The organism is Faecalicatena contorta, from assembly GCF_003149105.1.
GTDB lineage: Bacteria > Bacillota > Clostridia > Lachnospirales > Lachnospiraceae > Muricomes > Muricomes contortus_C.
The window spans coordinates 43,070-50,663 of record NZ_QGDS01000021.1; the positions used below are offsets into that span (position 1 = coordinate 43,070).

The window sequence follows — 7,594 nt, forward strand, 5'->3', positions numbered from 1 at the left end:
TCTCCTTATTTTAATCCAAAAACTTCGTTTTACTGCCGCAGCAGGTTAAATCCAATCTGTGCATAGCTCTTGTGCAGGCAATATATAAAAGATTTCTGTCTAATTGGGTTTTATAAAGTTCCTCCGAAACTTCCGGAACAATTACCTGGTCAAACTCAAGTCCCTTAGCCATATGAACAGAGGTAATAACAATACCATCCCGAAACTCCTTACTTTCGAAATCCAATAAAACCATATTATCATAAATAGCATGAAGTTGTTCAAATATTAATCTTGCCTGTTTCTGTGATTTACATATAATGCCCAACGAAATATATTCAGATTGCTTGAATTCCTCTATCAAATGCTGTATTTTATCAATTTGCTCCTTAGACGTCTGATGTATTGTTATTGTTGGAACGTCACCATGCCGTTCAATAGGAATTAGTTTTGTGTTTTCTAAAATTCTTTGCGCAAATTCGGTAATTTCAATGGTTGAACGGTAACTTCTATTCAATTCCATACATTCACATCCAATAAAATATGGTTGAATTTTTTTCATAGTAGAGGAGCTGTAAGGGTTAACACTTTGATGGCTATCGCCCAAAATAGTCATTTTACAGGAAAAAAGCTTAGCTAAGACTGCATATTGTATGGGGGTATAATCTTGCATTTCATCAACCAGCAAATGCTGTATCCCTTTGTAATCTCTTTTTCCACCTTCAAAATACATTTTTGTATAAATAAAAGGGTAAACATCACAGAATTCAAATGTATTTTTTCTTGCAAAACAGAACATATCATCCTGATTTATATGGCGGTAAAAATCTTGATACAGTGAAAGTGCATCTGAAAACCGGAACATTTTTTTTATACTGTTTCTGATTTGTCCTGATGATGGAGCATCTAATTTTTTATTTGTACTTCTTTTATATTTTGCTATCAGATTATCTGCTATTTTCCGTAACCGCATCTTAATTGGCATCCCCTTAAACGTGCGGTAGCTGGAAAGTAATTCTTGACGGGATACAAAGAAGTCCCCAAAGTTTAAAGCTATTGGAGTGAAATAAGTTTCATCAGCATATTCTAAATAGGTCTGGAGCTGTTCTGTGAAAAGAGCAGCTGCCTTAAACTTTATTCTGGCAATCATTTCAGCATCCTCATTCTCCAATAACCTTTCCACCTGTTCAGAAAATGTTTGATATTGATACTTCTTTCCAATTATATCTGTTGCAATATCATCAAAATCCGTTTCTGATATATTCTCTTCTCCCAATTCCGGCAGGACATTTGAAATGTAGTTGCCGAATACTTTGTTAGGAGAAATAATCAAAACATTCTTTGACATTAACGTTTCTTTATAACGATACAGTAAGAACGCAACCCGGTGCAGCGCAATTGATGTTTTTCCCGAACCCGCAGCTCCTTGTATAATCAGTACTTTCGCATCCTCATTTCTGATAATAGCGTTTTGTTCTCTTTGAATTGTTGCTACAATGTTTTTCATCTTGTCATCGGAATTCTGACTCAATTCCTTTTGCAAAATTTCATCACCGATATTCAGAGAACTCTCAATCATATACTCCATTTGAGCCTGTCTAATTTTGTATTGACGCTTTAGCGTTAGTGACCCGCCAATTTTTCCGGCAGGAGCCACATAAAAAGCTGAACCGATTTCAAAATCATAAAAAATACTTGAAATAGGAGCACGCCAGTCGAAAATTATGTGCCGGGAAGTTACCGGATCAACAAAAGAATGTACACCAATATAAAATACACCGCCTTCTTCTTTTGTCTCGGCAAAGTCAATTCTTCCGAAATACGGGGACTGAATTAACTTCTGAAGCTGCTCCCGCACTTTAATAGCGCTTTCTCCAAACATAATATTATCAGAAACTTCAATTCTGTTTGCCGCTTTTTCAGCCACATCAAACTGAGCCAAATTTTCATACATATACCGTTTAATCTCTAATATATCTTTTGAATAATTATTTATTTTCCGGTTTGTTTCGTTCAGCGCAGTTTCTAACATCTCCTGAACTTCATCCAAATACTTTCTTTCATCTGTTTCCTTGGGATTGACCATAATCTCTTACCTCTCCTCTTCTTACTTGAATATACCCTAAGTATAGAAGAAAATCAAAAGAATAATAGACTTTTTATTTTCTCTGTGCTATCATGTAGATAAGGTACGCCCATTGAGAGACGCCTTTTTTTCGCACAATATCATGATTTCTATGACATTTTATAGAATATTACGCATATCCGTTCCTTTTACAGTTATTTTCAATTTGAATCTCAAATTACTGCAGACTATTCTATTCGGATAATTAAATCCAGAAACAAAAGAGCTGAACGCTGCTGTAATATCCAGCAGCGTTCGGCAAATAGCGGCATCTTATTCAATCATTAATCTCACTGTATATTTAAAATTTGTCAATCACTTAATTGAACAATAGTCAAAGAGCGATTCACATAACCTAGAGCTGGAAAATCTGTACTAATACTTACTCCTACCTCATCTCCTGCTGTCAGGGCGGCTTGAGCGACAAAGGTTGAACTGCTTCTGTTAGATATCTTGAAAAAAGTAGTGGTATCGCCAAAAACCGGTCCGCCATTTACAGTAATAATAGCATTTAGATATGGTTGATCCGGATCTGGATCAGTAGTAGCTTCAGCATTAATCGATATCGTTATTTGATAGATTCCACTTTCTCCCACCACTAATTCATTGCCTGATCCACTAACTGTGACTGTACCCGATAAAGGTCCAACAATACTAAATGTGACGGGTGTGAATGTTGCTCCAGGTGTTTCGTTGTTAGCTCCTCTTAATGATCCATAAGCCAAAACGACTTCTCCCGTGGCGCCAGTCGGACCTGTTGGCCCTGTTGCTCCGGTGGGGACATTAATAATAGGAAACTGCAAAACTAGTAAATCTTTAAGCAAACAGTACTGCTCTCACTGGAGCACCGTCTGCCCCCGGCACATTAATCGGCAGCGCACTAAGGAAGTATTCACCCTCTTCGATATTCTTCAGAAGGAGACCTTCCAAAATCACAATCTCTGAAGATAGCAGAATTTTATGGGTTTCATGACCAGGCTGGTTCCGCTCTATGCCGAGACTGTCAATCCCTACTCCGCACACCTTTTTACCGGCAAGATATTCTGCACCCGATTTGTCGAGATAAATAAAATCTTTACCCGGATTTTCTACCAATGAGTTTTTTGTCTTCAATAGAATGAAGTCCCCTTCTGAAATCGTTTTTCCGGACAGGTGCTCCTCAGAAATCTTCTCCTCTGCATGCACAAAATCGAATACCTTGCATTTTGTGAATACCTTTTCTAAATTAATATTTTCTATTGTCTGACCGTTTTCCAGCATATGAAGCGGCATATCGATATGCGTACCCGTGTGTACATTCATCTCAATCTTCGTTTCATGCGCCGAACCGTTTGAAAAGTCGCTGACCACCGTAATGACCGGTCTTTTTGCCGGATCGTCCTTATAGACGTTCATATTCTCTGTAATTGGCATAGAAATATCAAGTATTTTCATATATTCCACCACTTTCTACAATCTCGTGCCAGAAGCTCGAAGGACTGAATCGGACCCATCGAGCCGGCATCATAATTGGGGAGCTTGATTTTTTTCCGTCTCCCGTATTCAATGATTCTGTCGGCTATCATCCATGATGCTTCCACCTCATCCCAGCTCGCAAACAGGGTTGATTCTCCTTTGATTACATCCAGAATAAGTTTTTCATAGGCTTCTGGCGTATTTCCCTGTGCATGGCTGGTATGGCTAGTATCCATATTTGCAGACATAATCTCCCTATCTGTATTAAAATCCCTTGTGTTAAATTGAAAAAACACGCCAACATTCGGTTGGATCTTGATGACAAGCAAGTTTGGCTCCTGTTCAGTATCATTGCTGAAATACAATATATCCGGCAGCGATTTAAATTGGATGACGATTTCAGCCGCGTGTACACCCATGCGCTTTCCGGTTCTAACATAGAAAGGAGTCCCGGCCCACCTGAAATTATTGATATGAAACTTCATCGCAATGAAGGTTTCCGTATTGGAATTGTCAGAAACCTCTTCCTGGTAACCGGGTACGGGGTGACCATCAATGACCCCCTTTCCGTACTGACCAAAGACAATGTTATTCTTCAACGATTTAGGTGAAAAGCTCTCAATTGAATTGAGCACCTTCAGTTTCTCCATCTTAATCGCATCAGGAGTTAAATTGATTGGTGCTTCCATTGCAATCAGGGAAACAATCTGGAGCAGATGGCTCTGAACCATGTCACGCATAGCCCCCGAATGTTCATAATAACCACCTCTGGTACCGACCCCGTGCTTTTCTGCAAGCGATATCTGAATATTATCAATAAACTTATTACTCCACAATGACTCAAAGACCAAGTTGCAGAACCTTAGCACCATGATGTTTTGAATCATTTCTTTTCCAAGATAATGGTCAATCCTGTAAATATCATCTTCCTGAAATACTTCCCGGAGCTTTCCGTTTAAAAGCCGGGCGGTTTTCAGGTCCTTTCCAAAGGGTTTCTCAATAACAAGCCGTTTCCATGAATTCTTCGTTCCGGCTGTCATTCCGCTTTTGCGTAGATACGTCACGATAGTTTCAAAAAATTCGGGTGACACCGCAAGATAAAATAACCTGTTCCCCCGTGTTTGATAGGTGTCGTCCAACTCTCGGAGAAATACACCAAGTTCTTCATAGCCGGCCTGTTCCGTAAAGTTTAATTTAAAATAGTAGATAAGACAGCTCAACTTTTCCCAGAGCGCTTCATCAATTTTATTTCTCGAATGCTTTTTTAATTGTTCAAAAATCTCTTTTCGGTATTGTTCATGATCCATATCTTTTCTTCCGACAGCAACGATTGCAAAGTGCTTAGGTAACCGCTGGTCGTAAATCAGATTATATAATGCGGGAATCAGCTTTCTGCTCGTCAGATCACCTGTCCCGCCGAAAATCACCATAAGCGCCGACATATAGCCTGTCACTTGATGCTCTATATTCATATTCAAAGTTATCACACTCCGTTCTTATATTTTGTTACCACTGGGTATGATATGTGCCCTCTTTATCTATCCTTTGATAGGTATGGGAACCGAAGTAGTCACGTTGCGCCTGCAATAAATTCATGGGCAGGGTCTGTGTCCTGAAACTGTCAAAATAGGCAATTGCACTTGAGAAACCTGGAACCGAAATACCAGTGATAATTGCAGTGGAGACAACATCCCTCCAAGCCTGCCCATATTGCTCGATCGCATCTTTAAAATAGCTGTTCATAAGCAGATTTGCAAGTTCCGGCTCATCCTGATATGCCTCAGCTATTTTGTTTAAAAATTGGGCCCTTATAATACATCCTCCACGGAATATCTTCGCGATACTGGAAAGATCTAGCGTCCATCCATAATGCCTGGACGCTTCCAGCATCAGACTGAATCCCTGCGCATACGCACAAATCTTGCTGGCATAAAGTGCCTTTCTCACCGACTCGACAAAGTCGGTCGATTTTTGCTCTGGTTTCACGCCATTACCATACAATTGGCTGGCTGCCACCCGGATATCCTTATCGGAAGAAAGATAACGTTCAAAAACCGCTCCAGTAATCGTAGGAATGGAAACACCTAAGTCGAGTGCAACCTGACTGGTCCATTTACCTGTTCCCTTCTGACCCGCGACATCCAAAATCATATCCACGAGGTAATTATTCGAATCTATATCCTTTTTGGCGAAGATATCAGATGTGATGCCAATCAGGTAACTATTTAGCTCCCCCTGATTCCATTCTTTGAATACTTCGTGCAGATCGGGTGCACTCATATTCAGTACACTTTTCAGAATCAGGTATGCTTCACAAATGAGCTGCATATCTGCATATTCGATTCCATTATGAACCATTTTTATAAAATGTCCAGCTCCATCCCTGCCAATATAATGACAGCAAAGCTCTCCGTCTACCTTTGCAGAAATATCCGTTAGAATCGGCTTGATTAATTCATATACCTTTTCATCGCCGCCTGGCATAATCGCCGGTCCCGTGCGTGCCCCCTCCTCTCCGCCGGAAATACCGACACCAAAATAATAAAATCCGTCAGCTTCAAGCTCCTTGCTTCTACCAATAGTTTGGGCAAAATAAGAATTACCGCCATCAATGATTATATCTCCCTGCACCAGATGTGGTTTCAGTTGTCTGATGGTATCATCAACCGCATTTCCTGCCTTCACCATCAAAATGATTTTTCTAGGCAGCTCCAGCGATTGTACAAATTCTTCGATGGTAAAATACCCCTTTAAATTTTTAGTACCGCACTCCGCAAGAAGTTCTTCCGTTTTCTCTCCGCTTCGATTAAAAACCGACACGGTGTAACCATGATCTGCTATATTTAAGGCGAGATTTTTTCCCATAACAGCCAACCCGATAATTCCAATGTTCTGTTTACTCATAATATTTCCCTCCAATTTCTTAAATTTTTACAAAAAATATCTATTTATCTGTTAACTTCAATTTTTAGAGATAAATAGATTATAGCAGTTCACAGGTCTATATTCAATCAAAACAAAATTTGAAAGGAGTTTTATTACGCAAAAAAGACAATTATCTCAGCAGTATCAGCCTGGAAATTTACATTTTCTCATAAGGTACACAGAAACCCACACCTTCTTGAACATTAGTAGTTCAAGAAGTATATATTAAACTATGCAAAAATAGAAGGTATATGCTGCTGATTACATTTAAATAGGGGAGGATTTTATAAGCGTAAACATAGAAATAGTAGATGTAGGAACTTTTGAGAAGAGATACCCGGACAGCGCCGGAAAGAAAAACCTGTCCATACGGCTTACTGAATTGATCGCATCAAAAAAAAGATCTTTCCAAAATTACATACTGCAAACAAAGTATTTATCAGGATTGAAAAGATGATAAGATTTTTTACAAAGGCTACGTAATATGCAAGAAGATTACGAGCGGCAGATTAAAGCCATAAATGAGGTTATACACAACCTGTACCAGGAAAAGGTAGAACTTGAAAATAGACTTGATACGGAAAACTCATTTTGGGAAATTCTTTAGAAGTATGAAAACATCGACAAATTGACTGGGAATACTTTGATTGAACTTGTTGATATAATAAGGATATACAAAACGGGAATGTCAGCGTTAGTTTGAAATTTGCCAATGAGTCCCCCCCGGGCAGCGGAGTATGTAGAAGTCAACATCTTTTCAGATGCGGTTCAGGGGAGTCGTACTGTTATTCTATAGGAAAGACCTTGTTAAATTGAAGTATAAATGTATTGCTTCTATAAAATAAAAAAACTCCTGACAAACGGTGGGCAACTGTGCTGCGAAGTATTTAGCTGCGAGAGTAAGCAAATTAGACTTTTGTTCCAGTCAGTTTACTTTCCTAATATAAATGTCCCGGTAGCTCCTGTTGGGCCCGTGGCTCCATCTGCCCCTGTTGCTCCTGTTGGGCCCGTGGCTCCGTCTGCTCCCGTGGCTCCTGTTGGACCAGTGGCTCCGTCTGCTCCTGTTGCTCCTGTTGGGCCAGTGGCTCCGTCTGCTCCCGTCGCTCCTGT

At 39.7% G+C, this 7,594-nt stretch carries 7 protein-coding genes; 1 reads left to right on the plus strand and 6 read right to left on the minus strand.

Annotation, left to right across the window (positions count from 1 at the left end; all coding sequences use genetic code 11):
• Nucleotides 1-10: 10 nt before the first annotated feature.
• The 5 genes from A8805_RS20120 to gndA form a co-directional block, all read right to left on the minus strand.
• The gene (locus A8805_RS20120) at nucleotides 11-2,065 is read right to left on the minus strand and encodes a HelD family protein (protein WP_109714515.1); all 2,055 of its coding nucleotides are present in this window, start codon (nucleotides 2,063-2,065) and stop codon (nucleotides 11-13) included.
• A 350-nt stretch (nucleotides 2,066-2,415) separates the two neighbouring features.
• Entirely contained in the window at nucleotides 2,416-2,928 is a 513-nt protein-coding gene (locus tag A8805_RS20125) for a hypothetical protein (protein ID WP_242992512.1), read from the minus strand.
• Entirely contained in the window at nucleotides 2,921-3,538 is a 618-nt protein-coding gene (locus A8805_RS20130) for a cyclase family protein (RefSeq protein ID WP_109714516.1), read from the minus strand. The genes A8805_RS20125 and A8805_RS20130 overlap by 8 nt, the downstream gene beginning before the upstream one ends.
• The gene (zwf, locus tag A8805_RS20135) at nucleotides 3,535-5,031 is read right to left on the minus strand and encodes a glucose-6-phosphate dehydrogenase (protein ID WP_242992514.1); all 1,497 of its coding nucleotides are present in this window, start codon (nucleotides 5,029-5,031) and stop codon (nucleotides 3,535-3,537) included. Before zwf ends, A8805_RS20130 begins: the two co-directional genes overlap by 4 nt.
• Before the next feature lie 34 nt (nucleotides 5,032-5,065).
• Entirely contained in the window at nucleotides 5,066-6,463 is a 1,398-nt protein-coding gene (gene gndA / locus A8805_RS20140; protein WP_109714517.1) for an NADP-dependent phosphogluconate dehydrogenase, read from the minus strand.
• A 505-nt stretch (nucleotides 6,464-6,968) separates the two neighbouring features.
• On the opposite strand from gndA, the gene A8805_RS22800 reads away from it, so the two are divergent.
• Nucleotides 6,969-7,091, plus strand: coding sequence for a hypothetical protein (locus tag A8805_RS22800; protein WP_278321261.1), 123 nt, complete (start codon nucleotides 6,969-6,971; stop codon nucleotides 7,089-7,091).
• A 323-nt stretch (nucleotides 7,092-7,414) separates the two neighbouring features.
• Here A8805_RS22800 and A8805_RS20145 read toward each other — a convergent pair.
• Nucleotides 7,415-7,594 (minus strand): collagen-like triple helix repeat-containing protein (locus A8805_RS20145; RefSeq protein ID WP_146199465.1); only part of this gene is annotated, 180 nt, incomplete at its 5' end.